Here is an 18231-nt window from a genome sequence, read left to right on the forward strand (position 1 = left end):
GACAGTTGCGCTCAGCCGCGCCAACGCGGACCATCACAGGTGATGAGCAATCTCGAGGTCGACCCCGTCGAAGTAGATTGCGCCGCCGGGCCCACCGAACGCATCGAGATCCTTGCGCCGCGCGACGTGCCGCTCGGTGGCCCGCGCGCGATGCGCGTCAAACGCACGCTGCCGCAGCGTCAGCGGTCGATGGTCGGCGCGTGGTGTTTCGTCGACCACTATGGCCCCGAGGACGTGCGGACCCGCCCGGGCATGGACGTCGCACCGCATCCACACACCGGATTGTCCACGGTCAGCTGGCTGTTCAGCGGCGAGGTCGAACACCGCGACTCGGCCGGTGTGCACGCGATGGTCCGCCCGGGTGAGCTCAATTTGATGACGGCCGGCGCCGGTATCTGCCACTCCGAGGTGTCGACGTCGGCGACGAGCGTTCTGCACGGCGTGCAATTGTGGCTGGCGCTGCCGGCGGCGACCCGCAACGGGGATCGCGGATTCGATCACTTCGCACCCGAACCGACCGTCGTCGGCGCTGCGACGCTGCGGGTGTTCCTCGGCTCGCTGGCGGGCGCGAGTTCGCCCGTACCGACCGCGACGCCGCTGCTCGGTGCGCAGATCGAGCTGCCGCCCGACACTTCGGTGCAACTGCCGATCGACCCGGCGTTCGAGCACGCGGTGTTGCTCGACCGGGGCGCGCTGCGCCTGGCCGAGACCCCCGTACAGCCCCACGAATTGGCCTATCAGGGACCCGGTCGGTCGACGTGGGAGCTGACCAACACCGGCACCGACCCGCTGCGGGCGATCCTGCTCGGGGGCGAGCCGTTCACCGAGGAACTGCTGATGTGGTGGAACTTCGTGGGCCGCACGCATGAGGAGATCGCGCAGTACCGCGAGCAGTGGGAGGCCGGCTCGGACCGGTTCGGTGCGGTCCTCGGCTATCAGGGTGCGCTGGAGCGGATTCCGGCCCCGGCGCTGCCCACCACCCGCCTCAAGCCACGGCAACAACCCCAACGAAAGGGCATCTGATGACTCTCACCGACAAGACCGGCGCCCCGGTCACCGTCACGCGGGAAGCCGACCGGTTCAACGTCGACGTAGAAGGAAAAACGGTGGGCCACGCCGCCTTCGCCGCACGCGACGGCAAGCGGGTCTTCTTCCACACCGAGGTGGCCGACGGCTACGAGGGGCGTGGGCTCGCGACCCTGCTCATCGGTGCGGCGCTGCAGGCCACCCGCGCCGACGGCACCCGCATAGTCCCGGTGTGCGAGATGGTCGCGGCCTACATCGACAAGCATCCGGAGTTCGCCGACATCACCGATGCGGCGACGCCGGAGATCCGGCAGGGGTTGCCCGACTAGTCAGGCGCCCACCCGGCTGAAGAACGCGGCACCCACCAGTCCGATGGCGATCGCGATGGCGGGTTGCCCGCTCATCACCGCCACGGCGACGCCGGTGACAACGGCGACGCCGATGAGCAGCAACAGCACACCGAGCAGAGCGCGATGGCCGCTGATGGATCCACCCGCAGCGGGCGGCAGCGCCTTCTTGGACTGTCCCGCGGTGCCCTCATCAAACCTGACCATTGCAATCCCCTTCACTATGGCGTGGGCCACAGTGTAAGCCGAGGTGTGGGATAAAACACAATGACACACCAAAACCGATATGTAAGGCCAGCTAAGCTATTTCCGCAGGTGACAGCCTCGCAGGCCGCACGCTGCGAGAATGCGGTTACCCCGGATCGGCCGCCGGCTAGCTCGCGCGCAGGTGCGGCATCCGGTCCGGGTGCTCGGCCCGCCACCGACGTTCGACGCGGTTGACCCGCTGATGCTCCAGGGTGATCAACAACGTGCCCGCGGTCACGATGGCGCCGGCGATGAGCGCCAGGGTCAGCGACAGACTGCTGTTGCCGTAGGCCGACGCCGCCACGGTGCAGGCGATGAGCACGGTGCCGATGCCCAACAGGAGTAGCCCGGGCCACCACAGCGTGTCGATGAACGATTCACCGGCTCGCGGCTGGGTGGTACGTGCGTGATCGATGGGGTCCCGATGCGCGCCCTTCATGGCATCTCCCTTCGTCGCAGAGATGCCCCCACGATACTCCTGTTGTGATGCGCATCACAGCTCGCCGCGCTTCGCCCACCCGCCCGCGCTTCGCCCAAAGGTGAGTTTGGGCCGGTTTGTGCGAGTAACTTCCGGCATTTCGCCCGCCTCGGCGATGCCCTCAACCCATTTGACTATCAACCACTTTGGCCGTACGCCGGCGGGGCGACGCGCGACGCGGCCCGGACTGGCATATCAACCCCGCCGCGCCGGCCCCGGCGGTCACTCGAGATGCCCTGGGGTCCAACCAGATTGGGTCGCCGCCGTCGCCCCGGAGTGCTGGGCGAGTACTGCTGCCTGCCCCGAACTCGACCCGCCGACCGCGATGCTCAGGAGTGGCCGCCGGCGCGGGATGCTCCCCTCGGCGCCCGCAGCAGATTCGCGACCAACGCCAGCCCCAGCACGACGGCACCGAGCAGCGCCGCGACCAGGATCGAGGTGGTGTCGCTCAGGCGCACCGCCACTGCGACCAGAGCCCAGATCACCACTGCCACATAGGCCGCGTCGGCGTGCAGGAAGGCCATTGCCAGGCCCAGCACGGTGGCCACCGCGATCATGATGACGCCCCACGTGGGTTCGGCGATGCCGAAGCCGTTCCAGCCGGCGTCGTCGAGCGTGATGGTGGCGTTCGCGATCGTCGCCACCGAGATCCAGCCGAGGTAGATGCGGAACGGGATGTGCACCGACCACAGTTCGAATTTGGAGTCGGCGGGCCGGACCACCAGCTTGCGGTAGATCACGATCAACGCCGCCAGCAGCACGACCATCAACAGCATGCTCAGCGGGAACTGATTGTGATGCCAGGCGATCAGCCAGCACGCGTTCGCCACCGCGGTGAGCAGATACCAGGGGGCGATCGCGAGCGCGCTGTCCGCGCCGCGGCCACGCGCCACGGCCAGGCTCAGATAGACGCTGTAGACGACCAGGCCCAGATAGATCAGGCTCCAGATGCTGAACGCGTAGCCCGCCGGAATGAAGTACACCTCGTACCCGCGGGTGACGTCGCCGGTGGTCTGGCCGTTGATGGGCAGCGCGTTGGCCAGGAAATTGACCAGGATCATCGCCGCCGTGGCGAGGCTGACGCCGGTCGCCAGCAGCAGGGCGCTGAGCGCTCGTTTCTGAACGCCGGGGCCGGCAGCAGGGGAGGACATTCTGGGCTCCTTTGGTGTGGTGCGGGTGCAGGGACTATGCCCGCTGGGAGCGCGATTGAATCCTGGCGCGCCCGGGGAGCGCGGAGCGCGGCGCGGCAATTGTGCGCGGGCCTGGATGCTCCGCGGCATGGCCCGGCTCACCGCAGCGAACGGTCGCGGCTGACTACCCCACAACGCAATCAGGCCCCCTCGCAAGAGGGGGCCTGAACGTACGCGTGGCAGGTACAGGATTCGAACCTGTGTAGGCGTAAGCCGACGGATTTACAGTCCGCTCCCATTGGCCGCTCGGGCAACCTGCCGTGGTACTGCGCCGCACCCCGGGCTCGATCTACACCCGGGTTGGTGCGAATAGCAGGGTACAACGAGGATGTACCCAACACGAAAACGGCACATCACCGAGTAGAGGGGACGGATCCAATGGCGGATTCATCGTTCGACGTCGTGAGCAAGGTCGACCGCCAGGAGGTCGACAACGCGCTCAATCAGGCTGCCAAGGAGCTGGCGACGCGCTTCGACTTCCGTGGCACCGACACCACCATCGAGTGGAAGGGCGAGGAGGCCATCGAGTTGGTCAGCTCCACCGAGGAGCGGCTGAAGGCGGCCGTCGACGTGTTCAAGGAAAAGCTGGTCCGCCGCGACATCTCGATGAAGGCCTTCGACGCCGGCGAGCCGCAGGCCAGCGGCAAGACCTACAAGGTCACCGGCACGCTCAAGCAGGGCATCGACAGCGAGAACGCGAAGAAAATCACCAAGCTCATCCGCGACGAGGGCCCCAAGGGCGTCAAGGCGCAGATCCAGGGCGAGGAGATCCGGGTGAGCTCCAAGAAGCGCGACGACCTGCAGGCCGTGATCGCGCTGCTGAAGGGTTCCGATCTCGAGGTGGCGGTGCAGTTCGTCAACTACCGGTAGGGGCACTGGCCCACCGGTCGGTTGATGCATATCGTGGGTGATGAACACCACACCCGCGAGAGGCCAGCATGACTGCGATTGAGCACGAACCGCACACCGATACCGGCGACGACGCCGAGGACTTCGACGTCCTGATCGTCGGGGCCGGTATCTCCGGGTTGGGCGCGGCGTATCGCTTGACCGAGCGCAACCCCGGCAAGCGGTACGTCATCCTCGAGCGCCGCGATCAGATCGGCGGCACCTGGGACCTGTTCCGCTACCCCGGGGTGCGTTCGGACAGTTCGATCTTCACGCTGAGCTTCCCGTACGAACCGTGGACGCACACCGAAGGTGTGGCCGACGGCACCGACATCCGCAACTACCTCGTCGACTTCGCCGACAAGCACGACATCGCCGAGCACATCCGGTTCGGGTGCTACGTCCGCGCCGCGAACTGGGATTCGACGACCGACACCTGGACCGTGCAGGTGGAGCAGGACGGGGCCACCAAGTCGTATCGGGCCCGCTTCCTGTTCTTCGGCAGCGGCTATTACAACTACGACGAGCCCTACGTTCCGGAGTTCAGTGGCATCGAGAACTTCGAGGGCACCGTCGTCAACCCGCAGCACTGGCCCGAGGACCTGGACTACTCCGACAAGCGGGTCGTGGTGATCGGCAGCGGCGCCACCGCGGTCACCCTGGTCCCGGCGCTGTCGCAACGCGCGGCCAAGGTGGTCATGCTGCAGCGCTCCCCCACCTATATTTTCCCGGGCGCCCGGGTCAACGGCCTGATCCAGTTCGTCCGTAATACCCTGCCGCGCAAGGTGTCCCATTGGTTCGCCCGGTGGTATGCCGCGATCTTCGAGGGGGTCGTCTGGTTCTTGTCGCAGAAGTTCCCGGCCATGATGCGGCGGTTCATCCGCAGCCGTGCGGTCGCGAACCTGCCCAGCGGCTATCCCGTCGACGTGCACTTCAACCCCCGCTACAACCCGTGGGATCAGCGGTTGTGCCTCGACGCCGACGGCGACCTGTTCAACGCGGTGTCCTCGGGCCGGGTGGAGATCATCACCGACCAGATCGACCGCTTCGACGCCACCGGAATCTGGCTCAAGTCCGGCCGGCACCTCACCGCCGACATCGTGGCGACCGCGACCGGTCTGCAGCTGCAGGCCCTCGGCGGAGCCCGAATCAGCCTGGACGGCACCGAGATCAAGCCGCAGGACCGCTACGTCTACAAGGCCTATCTGCTCGAGGACGTGCCCAACCTGGCCTGGTGCGTGGGCTACACCAACGCCTCCTGGACGCTGCGCGCCGACATGACCGCCGAGCACTTCGCCAAGCTGGTGGCCTACATGGACGAGCACGGCTACAGCCACGCCTACCCGCACCTGGGCGATGAGCCGATGCCGGAGAAGCCGGCCTGGGACATCAACGCCGGATACGTGCAGCGGGCCCCGCATGCGCTGCCGAAGTCGGGCACCAAACGTCCGTGGAACGTGCGGCAGAACTTCTTCGCCGACGCCATCGACCACCGGTTCGACCGCATCGAGGAGTCGATGGTGTTCGGTCGCGTCGCACACCGCAGCCGCCTCAGCGCCTGAGCCACGAAAGTTCGCCCGAACCGCCCGACGATCTGCGGCGCCCGCATACGCTGTCGCCATGAGTGCGGATGTGCGTCAGCCCAAGGTTGTTGTGCTCGGTGGCGGCTCGTGGGGAACGACGGTCGCGGCGATCTGCGCGCGGCGCGGCCCGACGCTGCAGTGGGTGCGTTCCGAGGCCACGGCCAAGGACATCAACGAACACCACCGCAACACCAGCTATCTCGGCGGCGAGGTGGAACTGCCGGAATCGCTGCGCGCCACCAACGACTTCTCCGAGGCCGCGAACTGCGCCGACGTCATCGTGATGGGGGTGCCCTCGCACGGCTTCCGCAGCGTGCTCGGTGAGCTGGCCAAGGAACTGCGACCGTGGGTTCCGGTGGTGTCGCTGGTCAAGGGCCTGGAGCAGGGCACCAATATGCGGATGAGCCAGATCGTCGAGGAGGTGCTGCCGGGCCACCCGGCCGGCATCCTGGCCGGTCCCAACATCGCCCGCGAGGTCGCCGAGGGATACGCCGCCGCAGCGGTGTTGGCGATGCCCGATCCGAGCCTGGCCGCCAATCTCGCGAAATTATTCCGCACGAAGCGGTTTCGCACCTACACGACCGACGACGTGATCGGTGTCGAGATGGCCGGGGCGTTGAAGAACGTGTACGCCATCGCGGTCGGGATGGGCTACTCGCTGGGCATCGGCGAGAACACCCGGGCCATGGTGATGGCCCGCGCGATCAGCGAGATGTCCAAGCTCGGCGAGGCGACCGGCGGCAAGCGCGACACTTTCTCCGGCCTGGCGGGAATGGGCGATCTGATCGTCACCTGCACCTCACAGCGCAGCCGCAACCGCCACGTCGGGGAACAACTGGGCCAGGGCAAGACCATCGATGAGGTCATCGCCGCGATGAACCAGGTCGCCGAGGGCGTCAAGGCTGCCAGCGTGGTCATGGAGTTCGCCAACGAGTACGGCCTGAACATGCCGATCGCGCGCGAGGTCGACGGCGTGATCAATCACGGCTCGACGGTCGAGCAGGCCTACCGCGGCCTGATCGCCGAGAAGCCCGGCCACGAGGTGCACGGCTCAGGCTTCTGAGCCCGCTCAGTTCGCATACGGGTTGGTGCCCTCGGGACGGGCCACCAACGGATTGTGGTTCAACACAAAGCTGCCCGACGGGGTCAGCACGAATCCGGACTGATCCTGGGCGTTGACGCACATGGTGGTCGCCGCCCCGTCCGTGGTGCAACTGACGGTGCGAAAGCTGATCCGGGTGTTGGCCGGCAGGTCCTTGAGCGCGCCCAACCCTTCGAAGATCGGCCGGGCCGACGAGGCAAAGCCCGGGGCGCCGACGGCGCCGCCGCTGACCACGTTCGCGCCGCCCGGGGCGGCCGGGATCGGCCCGCTGCACCCGTAGGCGCCGCTGTTGCGGTCGAAGGCGCACGACAACCCGTCGGCGGTGGACCAGGCGAAATACCGGCCCTCCAGCACCGAGTAGTCGACCGGACTGACCAACTGCAACGCGTTGACGTCGGGCACCGGCGGCGGCGGCGCGGGCTCGCCCGACGCGGTGATCGGCGCCGCGACGGCGGCCGCCGCAAGCGCACCGGCTCCGGCCAGAAGGACTCTGCTCAACACGTTGCTCACCCTAGGTGTTCCGTGCCGGTCTCGCAGAACGTTACAAACGGTCGGCCGCCCCGCGCATAACCCGGCACGGCCGTGCCGCGGCGCTTAAGCTGAGTCGATTATCTGGGGGAGGCTGACTTTGGGCGGGGCAGAGAGGTCCTCGATCGGTGGGACCATCGGCGTCGGCGCGGCGGTCGTCGCGCTGACCGTGACCGCGCCTTTTGCCACGGTCGCCGCTCCCGCGGTGCTGGCGGCGTTGATCATCGAGGGCAGTTCCACCAACCCGACGGGTGCCGGCGTCGAGGATTTCTTTCGCGGCAAGTTCACCCAGGACGGCGCGGACCCCACCTACGTCAACTTCCTGACGGGTCCGTTCGGTATCTGGCGGGCGCTCGCGCAGGCGACCCGGGCCGACCCCGCCGATCCCAACACCGTGCTGTCCTCCGGCTGGGGCGCGGCCAACGCCAGCCTGCTGGTGTCGTACCTGCACGCCACCGATCCGAACAACCCGTTGCTGACCGACACCACCTGGGTCCTGGACAACAACGTCGCCAACCCGAATGGCGGATTCGGCACCCGCTACCCGGTTTTCGCGGTCATCGGAGTCAATCCGGTTCCCACACCGTCGAATCCGGGCGCCGTGGTGATCTCGACCGCCTACGAGTACGACATCAACGGCAACGCACCCAAGTACGTGCTCAACCCGGTCGCGACCGCAAACTCGTTGCTGGCCTATGCGGATCGACGGTTGACACAGGCGGACCTCGTGATGCCGGCGGACGCCGAGGGCAACATCCGCGGCGCCGATTGCGAGTCGACCTGCCAACTGGATGACGAGACCACGGTGCAGCGGGTGGGCGACGTCTACACCTTCACCTTCGTCGACGGCACCGTCGCGCGCGTCGAGAAGGTCGACGGGGTCACCTACGTCGGCTACCGGTCCCCCGGCCTGCCACTGGTCAAGCCGCTGCGCGACCACGGCGGTGCGGCCGGCGAGCGCATTGCCGACGCCGTCGAACCCGCGCTGAAGGCGACCGTCGACTGGGGCTACCCGGACAACGATCCGCTGGCCGGGCCCGGCACCGTGGAACGGGCGGGCATGCTGCCCAGCCGCGCCGAGAACCGAAAGTTCGTCCGCGACTTCAGCGACGGCGTGCGCGCGGGAATCGACACGCTGCGGCCCGATCCAGCAGGCCAGCGGAACCGGCCCGCCCGCACGCTGTTCCGCACCCACGGTCTCGTCCCCCGGGACGACGCCGCGACGACCGAGCGTCGCACGCCCCCGCGGCCGCGGCCGATCTCCGCCAAGCGCGCGGTGGAAAAGCTCACGAAGGCCTTCGGTGCGCCGCGGTCGGCGACCAAGGAGACCTCCGACGACCGCCGGCAGCGCGCCTCGGATCCCGCCGGCGCCGGCCAGGGCACCGCCGAGTAGCGTGCCGCGCAGCCAGATAAGTTAACCGCGGTAAGCATCACGGCAGGATGCTGGGCCCGCCCGCCGGTGCCCCACGGCAGCGGCTGCGCCGTCCCGACCATTGCTTTCCGGCAACTGCACTGATGGTCTCGTCGACACTTTGACGATTGTGTTCACCGGCGCAGCAAGGCGGCAGCGACGTCAACCGGCAGCACCCAGCGCAGCGCGTGCCGTCGCCGCGGGACCCGCGAGCTATGGATATCGCCGCCGATATGTGTAGCGTGATTCTCACCAAAGCCAAGACACATCCGCGTGGCTTCGATACCGTCTCGAAGTTGACAACAACCGTCATCAGAAAAACGTCTCGGTTGGGTTCGACCTGACGGATCGGGAGGAAGCTTGACTGTGCCGGCCGACGGAGCCTCGCCGAGCCGCGGCACGCCATCCGGCATCCGCATCGTGGAGCTGGGTTACCGGCTACACCCGGCGCCACCCCCTCGCTTCCTTGGCCACCGTCGGCGACCAGTTCGTGCTCGGTGTTCGCACACTGCAATACCTTGTCACGGACCTGCTCACCGGACGCTTCAAATGGCAGGAGTTCATCCGGCAGGGCGCCTTCATGGCCGGCACCGCGGTAGTGCCGACGGTGCTGGTGGCACTGCCCATCGGGGTCACGCTGTCGATCCAGTTCGCGCTGCTGGCCGGCCAAGTCGGTGCCACCTCGCTGGCCGGCGCCGCCAGCGGGCTCGCGGTGATCCGGCAGGCCGCGTCGTTGACCGCCGCGATCCTGATGGCCGCCGCCGTCGGTTCCGCGATCACCGCCGACCTCGGCTCCCGCAAGATGCGTGAGGAGACCGATGCGATGGAAGTCATGGGCGTCTCGGTGATCCGGCGTCTGGTGGTGCCGCGCTTCGCCGCCGCGATCATGATCGGCGTGGCCCTGACGGGCGTGGTCTGCTTCGTCGGATTCCTGGCCAGCTACCTGTTCAACGTGTACTTCCAGAACGGCGCCCCGGGCAGCTTCGTGGCCACCTTCGCGTCGTTCGCCACCACCGGCGACATGATCGTCGCGCTGGTCAAGGCCGTCATCTTCGGGGCGATCGTCGCGATCGTGTCCTGCCAGAAGGGACTGGCCACCGTCGGCGGGCCGACGGGCGTGGCCAACTCGGTGAACGCGGCGGTGGTCGAATCGATCCTGATCCTGATGGTGGTCAACGTCGCCATCAGCCAGCTCTACATCATGATGTTCCCGCGAGTGGGACTGTGACGTGACCGCGTCGGCCTATACGCCCAAGCTGCTGTCGCCGTGGGTGCGCCTGTACCGGCGGACCTCGGTTCCGATCATCCGGCTCGGCCACATGCTGGTGTTCTTCGTCCGCGCGCTGGCCGCGGTGCCCGTCGCGCTGCGCCACTACCGCAAGGAATTCATCCGGCTGGTCTCCGACATCGCCTGGGGTAACGGCTCATTGGTCGTGGGCGGTGGAACCGCCGGCGTCGCGATCGTGCTGGGCATCACGGTCGGCGCGCTGGTCGGCATCGAGGGCTACAACTTCCTGGACCTGCTGGGCCTGGGCCCGGCGACCGGCATCATCTCCTCTCTGGTGAACACCCGGGAACTGGCGCCCATCGCGGCGTCGCTGGCGTTTGCCACCCAGGCGGGGTGCCGGTTCACCGCGCAACTCGGGTCGATGCGCATCGCCGAGGAGATCGACGCGCTGGACTCCATCGCGATCCGTCCCATCCCCTACCTGGTCACCACGCGGCTCATGGCCTCGGTGGTGGCCGTGATCCCGCTGTACGTGCTGTGTCTGGCCGTCAGCTACCTGACCACCCAGTTGGTGGTGCGGATCATCAGCGGCGGCGCGACGGGGTCCTACCTGCACTACTTCACGCTGATGCTGTCCGGGCAGGACATTCTCTACTCGCTGGTGAAAGCCATCATCTTCGTGTGGATCGCCTCGACGGTCCAGTGCTACTACGGCTTCTATGCCTCGGGTGGGCCCGAGGGCGTCGGCGTCGCGGCCGGCCACGCCATGCGGGCCAGCATCACGGTGGTGATCATCGTCAACATGCTGCTCACGATGGCGCTGTGGTCGGTCGATGCCGGAGCCAGGTTCGGGGGTTAGATGGCGGCGAACGCGTGGGAGCCGGACGGCCGAGGGGTCTCCGAACGGAATCTACTGATCTGCGGGGTGGCCGTACTCGCCGTCGCCTCGTTGATCTCACTCGCGCTGGTGGTCAAGGCAACCGGACGCCTCGATCCCCACGTGCGCGTGGTGGCCGCGCTGAACAACGTCGGTGACGGCCTGCCGCAGCGCTCCGACGTCAAGTACCACGGTGTCCTGGTCGGGGTGGTGAACGACGTCACGCCCGCCTCGCACGGCAATCCGAACTACGTCGACATCGACCTCAAGCCCGAATACGCCCGGTCCATCCCCGCCTCCGTCACGGCCCGGGTGGTGCCCAGCAACGTCTTCGCGGTGTCGTCCGTGCAACTCGTCGACCGTGGCGCGGCGCCGCCGATTCAGGCCGGCGCTCAGATCCCGGAGGACACCGGACTGCCGACGGTGCTGTTCCAGACGACCATCAGCAAGCTGCGCGACGTCCTGGCCGCCACCGGGCGCGGGCGCGAGGATCAGACAATCGGTCTGTTGGCCGCGGTGAACGCCGCCACCGAGAACCGCCGCACCGGACTGCTGACCGCCGGGGCCCAGCTCAACCGGCTCATGGACGAGCTGGACGCAATCGTCGCGACCGAGCCCGGGCCCACCACGGTCTCGGCGCTGACCGACGCCGCCCGCGGCCTACAGAGCACGGCGCCGGAACTGGTGGACGCCCTGCACCAGGCCGTGGAGCCGATGCAGACGCTGGTCGAGCAGCGCGCGCAGCTGACGGAGCTACTCGAGGCCGGCCTGCACACCGTGGGCACCACGCACACCGCACTGAACAATCACTCCGACCGCATGGTGAACATCACCGGCAACCTGACTCCGGTCCTCGGCGCGGTGGCCGACACCGCGCATCACTTCGAGCCCGCGTTCCTGAAGTTGAACGGCCTGGCCGACAAGTACTTCGACGAGGTGTACATGCCGGACCTGGGCATCGGGAACATGCGGGTGAACCTGTCGTTGACCCCGTCCTACAGCTACACCAGGACCGACTGCCCGCAGTACGGAGAACTCAAGGGCCCCAGCTGTTTCACCGCACCGCTGGTGCCCACCCGCCCGGAGCTGCCGGATGTGCTGCTGCCGCAGAACTATCAGCCACCCAAGGATCTGGCGCCGCCGCCCGGGACCGTCCTGGGGGCCCACGGCAATCTCGTCGCGGTCGGCCCGCCCTACGTCAACCAGAACCCCAGCCTCGCCGACCCCAACCCGCCGCTGCCGCCAGGGCTGAACCCGTCGCCGCCGGTGCCCGGCTCCGCCAACCCCGCCCTGATCCCCACCCCGCCGCCGCCGGTACGGCTGTCGCCGCCGGCCCCGGTGGCCCCCAAGCCGGGATCGCCCCCGCCGCCCGCGCCGGCACCCGCGCCCGGGTTCTCCGCCGAAGCCGCCCCCGCGTCCTTCGGCGGCAACGTCGGCCCCGTCGGCGGCGAGCAAGAACGCAACCAGCTCAGCCTCGTCACCGGGCAGCCCGCGACCTCGGCGACCCAGCTGCTGCTCGGACCCTTGGCGCGGGGCACCACCGTGACGGTCAATGGCCAACCCCCGGAGGGAGGTTCGCGATGAAGGAACGCGGCGCGCTCATCGGATTGTCGTTGTTCATGGTGGTGGCGCTCACGTTGACGTGGCTGGTCTATGTGACCCTGCGCCGGGATGTCGCCGGCAGCACCGTGCCGTACGCGGCCGTGATCTCCGATGTCTTCGGTCTGCGCGAGGGTGACGACGTCCGCATGGCGGGTGTCCGGGTCGGCCGCGTCGAAAAGATTGAACTGCAGGGCGACAAGGCCAAAGTGTCGTTCGTCGTGCAAGCCGATCAGCAGGTGCTCGGTACCACGGTGGCCTCGGTGATCTACCAGAACATCGTCGGACAGCGCTACCTCGGGCTGTCGTTGGGCACGCTCGGAGAGCCGGACCCGCTGCCGCCCGGCAGCGTGATCCCGGTCGAACGCACCGACCCGTCGTTCGACGTCGGCAGGCTGCTCAACGGTTACGAGCCACTGTTCAGCCTGCTCAATCCGCGTGACGCCGACAGCCTCACCAAGGGCGTCATCGAGTCGCTGCAGGGCGATCAGGGCTCGATCGCCGCCCTGGTCGACCAGACCGCCCAACTCACCGACTCGTTCGCCGGTCGCGACCAGGAACTCGGCGCGGTCATCACTGATCTCAACTCGGTGGTCGGCAACCTGGCCCAGCACAATGACACCCTCGATGAGGTGATCGGCGAAACCCGCTCCATGGTCGGCACATTCGACGCCCGCCGCCCCGAACTGGTGGAGTCGATGGGGTCGATCTCGGCGGTGGTGCGGCAGCTGTCGACCATCTCCGACGAGGTGTACCCGCCGCTGAAGGAACTCGTGGTCCGCCAGCCCGGTTTCGCCCAGCACCTGGTCAGCATCGAACCGCAGTTGGCCTACACCGGCGCCAATCTGCCGCTGCTGCTGAAGGGTTTCGCCCGCATCACCGGCGAGGGCGCCTACGTCAACACCTACATCTGCGACCTGAACCTCACCGGCTTCTTCCCCGGCCTCAACGACGTGGTGCCGATCATCGTCGACGCCGCCTCCCGCGGGGACGGAACCCAGTACACCCCGAGATGCAGGATCACCGAACATGGCTGAGAGCACACCGAAACAGCGGAAGTGGCGCCGCCCGATCGAGGACTGGAACAAGACCGTGCTCGGCGTCATCGCGGTCGCCGTCGTCGCGGTTTTGATCGGCGCGCTGATGGCGGTCAAACTCGCCGACGTCGGCCACCGGCACTACACCGCGAAGTTCCAGCAGGCCGCGGCGCTGCGGGCGGGCAACCCGATCACGATCGCCGGTATCCCCGTCGGCGAGGTCACGGGTATGAAGCTGGCCGGAGATCACGTGGTGGCCGAATTGAAGGTGCGCGACGACATCGAGTTCGGCGCGCACTCCCGGGCCACCATCATGATCACCACCATCCTAGGTTCGCGCTACCTGGCGCTGCACCCCGCCGGTCCGGGAACGTTGCCGGACAACACCTTCGACCTGGAGCACACCGAGGTCCCGTACGACCTGCAGGAAGCGCTGGCCGACGTCACCACCACCTTCGAACAGGTCGACTCCGACAAGTTCGCCGAGACCCTCGGCATTCTCGGTCAGCAGATGGAGTCACTACCGGCCATCGTGCCGCAGGCCATGCAGAACACCCACACGCTGTCGACCATCATCGCCGAACGCCGCGATCAACTCGGGTCGCTGCTCCAGACCACCGAGACGGTGACCAACACGCTGCGTCGGCAGCAGTCGACGCTGGGCAGCCTGGTGAATCAGGGCAACAGCCTGGTCGGCGAGTTCGTCGCACGGCGGGACTCCTTCCGCGCGATGATGGCCGGCCTGACCAACCTCGTCGAGACACTTTCGGGCATCGCGATCGACGACCGCCCGGAGTTGGAGGCCCTGCTGCAGGACATCCGGGAACTGACCGACATGCTCGCCCAGCATGACGACCTGCTGCGCAGCATCCTGCAGTCCGGGCCGGTGGCCCTGCGCGGCATCGCCAACGCCACCGGGTCGGGCAACGCCGCCAGTCTCTTCGCCCCCGGCGGCCTGCTGATCGATTCCTGGATGTGCGCAATCAGCGGCCGCGCCGAACAGTTCGGCATGATCCAGTACTACCAGGACTGCGAATGATCAGCGCCCGAAGCAAACTCATCGCCCTGCTCGCCGCCGTCGCCCTGGCCGCGCTCGTCGTCGCGGGTGCGGGCTGGTGGTACCTCCACGAGCGGATGAACACCATCAACGTCACCGCGCAGTTCGACAGCGCCGCGGGCCTCTACGAGGGCAACACGGTGGCGGTGCTGGGAATGCCGGTGGGCCAGGTCGCCAAGATCACCCCGAAGGGCAGTTACGTCGAGGTCGAGTTCACGGTGGACTCCGACGTCGCGATCCCCGCCGACGTACAGGCTGTCACGATCTCCAACTCGATCCTGACCGACCGCCAGATCGAACTGACCCCGGCCTACACCGGCGGTCCCACCCTCGAGAACAACGCCACGATCGACCGCGAGCGGACCAAGACACCGGTCGAATTCGCGCGCGTGCTCGATGTTTTGGACAAGATGGCAGGATCGCTGCGCGGCGACGGTCAGGGCAACGGACCGCTGGCCGCGGTCGTCGACGCCAGCGCCGCCATCGCCGACGGCAACGGGCAGCTGATGAAGGACGCGCTCGGCGAACTCTCGAATGCGCTGCGGCTCAGCGCCGATCGCGGCGAAGTCACCCGCGATCAGCTGACCACCATCATCCGCAACCTGAGTTCGCTGCTGCAAGCCGCCGCCGACAACGACGCCACGCTGCGCGAGTTCGGCTCGTCGGTGCGCGCGCTCAGCCAGATCCTCGCCGACGAGAACCTCGGGACCGGGACCACCGGCAAGAAGATCGACGACGTCATCAAACAGGTCAGCGAGGTTCTCGACACCCACCGCGAGGCCATCAAGCAGATTGTCGCCAACGGCGACACCGCGTTGATCACCACCGTGGAGCATCGGCGCGACCTCGCCGAGTTCCTCGACCTCGGGCCGTTGACCCTGGACAACATCTACAACGTCATCGACCAGCAGAACGGGGCGGCCCGGGCGAATGTGCTGGTCGACAAGGTGCTGTTCGACACCCAGACGATCAAGGAGGTCTGCAACATGATGGGCCTGCGCCAACTCGGTTGCAGCACCGGAACAATGCAGGACTTCGGCCCGGACTTCGGGCTGTCCTACATGCTGGACGGCCTCGCGGCGATGGGACAGAAATGACGGCGCCGCGCACCAGACCGCGCTATGTGCTGCCCCTGGTGCTCACCGCCGGGCTCGGGCTCTCAGGTTGTGCGACAGAGGGTTTGAGCAGCCTGCCACTGCCGGCACCAGGAGTGGGATCCGGGGGGTACACGGTGACCGCGGTGTTCGGCAATGCGCTCAACCTGCCCGCCGACGCCAAGGTGAAACTCGCCGGCGCCGACGTGGGGCAGATGGAATCGATGCAGGCCCGCGACTACACCGCGGTGGCCACGCTGCGGATCATGGACGGCGTCCGACTGCCGGAGGGGACCACCGCCGAACTGCGTTCCGCGACGCCGCTGGGCGATGTGTTCATCTCGGTGCGGCCGCCCGCCACCGTCGAACCGAGCGCGCCGCTGCTCGGCGACGGCGACGTCATCGACATCGACTCCACGGCCTCGGCCGCCACCGTCGAGTCCGTGCTCGGTTCGGCGGCAATCCTGGTCAACGGTGGTGCGGTGCGCAGCTTCACCAACATCATCAACGGTCTCGGCAAGGCCACCGGCGATCAGGGCCAGGCCTTCGGCGCCCTGATCGACAAGACCAACCGGACCCTGGGCAAGCTCAACGCCCGATCCGACGAGATCGCCACCGCGGTGTCCGAGACCAACAACCTGGTGGCGCAGATCGAGACCAAGAACGACGCCCTCGGAGAGCTGATGACCGAGGCCGGCCCCGCCGCCAACACCCTGGCCCAACACACCACCGGAATCGCCGATCTGGTTCAACAGGTCGGCGCTACCACCGACCAGCTCAAGAAGTTCCCGTCGATCGCGGGCACCGACACCAGCGGACGCAGCGTCATCGCCGACGCCAACCAGATCGCCGCATCCTGGAATGACCTGGTGGTCGCCCCCGATGCCACGCTGCGCTCGCTCAACCGCCTGATGCCGCCCCTGATCAAGGGCACCTCCGGCAATTCGCTGGCCACCCGGGCCAGCATCGACCGCCTGGTCCTGGGTTCGATACCGGACATCGGGTTCACCGGCGATGTGGGCCTGCACGGCCCCAAACGCTATAACTGGGAACAACTGGTCGGTTCGTTCAAGTACACGCTGTGGCGCCTGCAGGAGCGCATCGTCGGCAAGGGCCCCGAGGTTCCGCAGGTGCCGGTGCTGCCGAGTCCGACCGAACCGGGCCAACTTGTGGTGGCCCCGACTCTCCCCGAGGCGCCACCGCCGCCCCCGGGCCCAGAGGCGCCCCTGCCCGGTCCGCCCCAGAACGCCGAGGCGCCACGGTGATCGGCGCTGTGGCCGACGGGCTCGTCGGCGTGGCGCGCGCCGGTCACCGCAAACGCGCGTGGCTGTCGACGTGCGCGCTGATCCTCACCCTGGTGGTGGCCACCGCCTATCTGCTGCTCGGTGCGCTTCGGGTCAACCCGTTCGCGTCGAGCTACCGGCTCACGGTCGAACTTCCCGAATCCGCGGGGCTGCTGCCCAATCAGGACGTGACAGTGCGCGGGGTGCCGGTCGGGCGGGTCGAGCGCCTCGACATCACCCCGGCCGGCGTCAACGCCGTGGTCACCGTGAAATCGACGGTCCAGATACCGGAATCCAGCGCTGTTCGGGTGTCGGGGTTGTCCCCGGCCGGCGAGCAGTACATCGACTTCGCGGCCGAATCCGAGGCCGGTCCGTTCCTGCAGGACGGCAGCGTCGTCACCCAGGGCCGCGCCACCGTGCCGGTCAGCCTGGCCGAACTGCTGGCCAACGCCGACGGGGCGCTGGCCCAGGTCGACACCGGCAAGATCGAACTCATCAAGCGCGAGCTGAGCCTGAGCAAGGCCGGACCGCAGAAGCTGGCCGACATCGTCGACGGCGGAACCTTCCTGCTCTCGACGCTGGACTCGGTACTGCCCGAGACCACCAGCGTGCTGCGCACCAGTCGCGTGGTGCTGACCATGGTGGCCGACAAGAACGCCGGAATCGATGTCGCCGCAGACAATCTCGACCAGACGCTGGCGGGGATCAGCAGCATGCGGGAGGGCTTCCGGCGCCTCACCGACCAGGCACCGGACGCGTTGGGCTCGGTCGACAATCTGTTGGCCGACAACTCCGACACCATGGTGCAGCTGCTCGGCAACCTGACCACCACCTCGCGACTGCTGTATCTGCGGGTGCCCGCATTGCACGCGCTGTTCCCCACCCACCGCACCTCGGTGCTGGATGCGCTCGGCAGCGTCATGCATGACAACGGGCTGTGGGCCACCGCCGACATCTACACCCGGTATGCGTGTGATTACGGCACCCCGCGGCGGTCGCCGGCCGCCGCCGATTTCGCCGAACCCTTCATGTACACCTACTGCCGCGACGACCACCCCGGAGTCCTGGTGCGCGGCGCCAAGAACGCTCCGAGGCCGGCCGAAGTGGACAACGGGGCCGGCCCCCCGGCCGGCGCCGACCTCGGCAGGACCACCGATCCGACGCCGCGGGGCCGGTACTCGATTCCGACGCCGTACGGCGGGCCGCCGCTGCCGTTCGAACCCCCACGTTGACGATGAACAGTTGCGAAGGAGACGC

General features: G+C 67.8%; 18 protein-coding genes and 1 tRNA gene. 14 read left to right on the forward strand and 5 right to left on the reverse strand.

Translation table 11 applies throughout. The features are described from left to right. Window positions 1-42: 42 nt before the first annotated feature. Both RCP80_RS19445 and RCP80_RS19450 read left to right on the forward strand, forming a co-directional pair. Window positions 43-1023 (forward strand): pirin family protein, encoded by a 981-nt coding sequence (locus tag RCP80_RS19445; protein WP_308479231.1) that lies wholly within the window; start codon window positions 43-45, stop codon window positions 1021-1023. Next, window positions 1023-1355 carry a GNAT family N-acetyltransferase gene (locus RCP80_RS19450; RefSeq protein ID WP_308479232.1) on the forward strand — a complete coding sequence of 111 codons (333 nt, stop codon included), beginning with the start codon at window positions 1023-1025 and terminating at the stop codon, window positions 1353-1355. The genes RCP80_RS19445 and RCP80_RS19450 overlap by 1 nt, the downstream gene beginning before the upstream one ends. Here the strand turns inward: RCP80_RS19450 and RCP80_RS19455 are convergent, their stop codons facing one another. The 4 genes from RCP80_RS19455 to RCP80_RS19470 all read right to left on the reverse strand — a co-directional run bounded on the left by RCP80_RS19455 (window position 1356) and on the right by RCP80_RS19470 (window position 3547). Then, window positions 1356-1580 carry a hypothetical protein gene (locus RCP80_RS19455; protein ID WP_308479233.1) on the reverse strand — a complete coding sequence of 75 codons (225 nt, stop codon included), beginning with the start codon at window positions 1578-1580 and terminating at the stop codon, window positions 1356-1358. 166 nt (window positions 1581-1746) lie between these two features. Beyond that, a complete protein-coding gene (usfY, locus tag RCP80_RS19460) occupies window positions 1747-2058 on the reverse strand; it encodes a protein UsfY (RefSeq protein WP_308479234.1) in 312 nt (103 codons plus the stop codon). A gap of 368 nt (window positions 2059-2426) precedes the next feature. Continuing rightward, entirely contained in the window at window positions 2427-3248 is an 822-nt protein-coding gene (locus tag RCP80_RS19465) for a TspO-related membrane protein (RefSeq protein ID WP_308479235.1), read from the reverse strand. A gap of 216 nt (window positions 3249-3464) precedes the next feature. After that, a tRNA-Tyr gene (locus RCP80_RS19470) sits at window positions 3465-3547 on the reverse strand. 118 nt (window positions 3548-3665) lie between these two features. Here RCP80_RS19470 and RCP80_RS19475 point away from each other — a divergent pair. From RCP80_RS19475 to RCP80_RS19485, 3 genes are all read left to right on the forward strand, one after another. Next, complete coding sequence (locus tag RCP80_RS19475) at window positions 3666-4157, forward strand: YajQ family cyclic di-GMP-binding protein (protein ID WP_308479236.1); 492 nt, start codon at window positions 3666-3668, stop codon at window positions 4155-4157. Window positions 4158-4225: 68 nt separating this feature from the next. Next, window positions 4226-5737 carry a flavin-containing monooxygenase gene (locus RCP80_RS19480; protein WP_308479237.1) on the forward strand — a complete coding sequence of 504 codons (1512 nt, stop codon included), beginning with the start codon at window positions 4226-4228 and terminating at the stop codon, window positions 5735-5737. Window positions 5738-5795: 58 nt separating this feature from the next. Then, a complete protein-coding gene (locus tag RCP80_RS19485) occupies window positions 5796-6821 on the forward strand; it encodes an NAD(P)H-dependent glycerol-3-phosphate dehydrogenase (RefSeq protein WP_308479238.1) in 1026 nt (341 codons plus the stop codon). Between the two features lie 6 nt (window positions 6822-6827). On the opposite strand, the gene RCP80_RS19490 is transcribed toward RCP80_RS19485, so the two are convergent. Continuing rightward, window positions 6828-7361 carry a hypothetical protein gene (locus RCP80_RS19490; RefSeq protein WP_308479239.1) on the reverse strand — a complete coding sequence of 178 codons (534 nt, stop codon included), beginning with the start codon at window positions 7359-7361 and terminating at the stop codon, window positions 6828-6830. A gap of 127 nt (window positions 7362-7488) precedes the next feature. Between RCP80_RS19490 and RCP80_RS19495 the strand changes: the two genes are divergently transcribed. From RCP80_RS19495 to RCP80_RS19535, 9 genes are all read left to right on the forward strand, one after another. Further along, complete coding sequence (locus tag RCP80_RS19495) at window positions 7489-8781, forward strand: PE-PPE domain-containing protein (RefSeq protein ID WP_308479240.1); 1293 nt, start codon at window positions 7489-7491, stop codon at window positions 8779-8781. A 484-nt stretch (window positions 8782-9265) separates the two neighbouring features. Beyond that, complete coding sequence (locus tag RCP80_RS19500; protein ID WP_373693382.1) at window positions 9266-10027, forward strand: MlaE family ABC transporter permease; 762 nt, start codon at window positions 9266-9268, stop codon at window positions 10025-10027. A gap of 1 nt (window position 10028) precedes the next feature. Then, complete coding sequence (locus tag RCP80_RS19505; protein ID WP_308479241.1) at window positions 10029-10886, forward strand: MlaE family ABC transporter permease; 858 nt, start codon at window positions 10029-10031, stop codon at window positions 10884-10886. Then, window positions 10887-12488: an MlaD family protein gene (locus RCP80_RS19510; RefSeq protein ID WP_308479242.1), complete on the forward strand. Its 1602-nt coding sequence runs from the start codon at window positions 10887-10889 to the stop codon at window positions 12486-12488. Further along, the gene (locus RCP80_RS19515; protein ID WP_308479244.1) at window positions 12485-13540 is read left to right on the forward strand and encodes an MCE family protein; all 1056 of its coding nucleotides are present in this window, start codon (window positions 12485-12487) and stop codon (window positions 13538-13540) included. The genes RCP80_RS19510 and RCP80_RS19515 overlap by 4 nt, the downstream gene beginning before the upstream one ends. Then, on the forward strand, window positions 13533-14579 hold the full coding sequence (locus tag RCP80_RS19520) for an MCE family protein (RefSeq protein WP_308479245.1): 1047 nt from the start codon (window positions 13533-13535) through the stop codon (window positions 14577-14579). Before RCP80_RS19515 ends, RCP80_RS19520 begins: the two co-directional genes overlap by 8 nt. Continuing rightward, on the forward strand, window positions 14576-15694 hold the full coding sequence (locus tag RCP80_RS19525; protein WP_308479246.1) for an MCE family protein: 1119 nt from the start codon (window positions 14576-14578) through the stop codon (window positions 15692-15694). Before RCP80_RS19520 ends, RCP80_RS19525 begins: the two co-directional genes overlap by 4 nt. After that, on the forward strand, window positions 15691-16956 hold the full coding sequence (locus RCP80_RS19530) for an MlaD family protein (RefSeq protein WP_308479247.1): 1266 nt from the start codon (window positions 15691-15693) through the stop codon (window positions 16954-16956). Before RCP80_RS19525 ends, RCP80_RS19530 begins: the two co-directional genes overlap by 4 nt. Beyond that, window positions 16953-18206, forward strand: a complete 1254-nt coding sequence (locus RCP80_RS19535; protein WP_308479248.1) for an MlaD family protein — start codon at window positions 16953-16955, stop codon at window positions 18204-18206. Before RCP80_RS19530 ends, RCP80_RS19535 begins: the two co-directional genes overlap by 4 nt. The last annotated feature ends 25 nt before the right edge of the window (window positions 18207-18231 follow it).

Origin of the sequence: Mycolicibacterium sp. MU0053 (assembly GCF_963378095.1) — a bacterium.
GTDB classification, from domain to species: Bacteria; Actinomycetota; Actinomycetes; order Mycobacteriales; family Mycobacteriaceae; genus Mycobacterium; species Mycobacterium burgundiense.